Source organism: Achromobacter sp. ACM02 (assembly GCF_014851605.1).
GTDB classification, from domain to species: domain Bacteria; phylum Pseudomonadota; class Gammaproteobacteria; order Burkholderiales; family Burkholderiaceae_B; genus Achromobacter; species Achromobacter aegrifaciens.
This window is the reverse complement of record NZ_JACUZY010000033.1, coordinates 1-286: the sequence shown is the minus strand read 5'-3', so window position 1 is coordinate 286 and position 286 is coordinate 1. Positions and strand designations below refer to the sequence as shown.

Annotated in this window: 1 protein-coding gene; it reads right to left on the bottom strand. The window is 65.4% G+C overall.

Annotated features, from left to right (window positions below):
- Window positions 1–286 (bottom strand): VCBS domain-containing protein (locus tag IB258_RS30250; protein ID WP_225590573.1); only part of this gene is annotated, 286 nt, incomplete at both ends.

Here is a 286-nt window from a genome sequence, read left to right as displayed (position 1 = left end):
GCGGTGTCGGTGATGAGCACGACCAGGTCGTCAGACTTGACCTGGTTGGCCGCATCGGTGACGGTGACGGTGAACTTGTCGGTGACGGAGTCGTCGCCGGCGGTGTGGTTCTTGGCCGTCCCGTCCTGCTGGTAGCTATAGGTGATCTTGCCGGTGGCCGGGTCGTAGCCAGTCAGCGTGAGCTTGCCTTCGGTGCCGTTGACGACGACCGGGGTGGTGCCCAGCGCCTGCAGGTCGGCCACAGAGAGGGTGACGTTGCCGATCTTGACGGTGGCCAGGCCTTCCG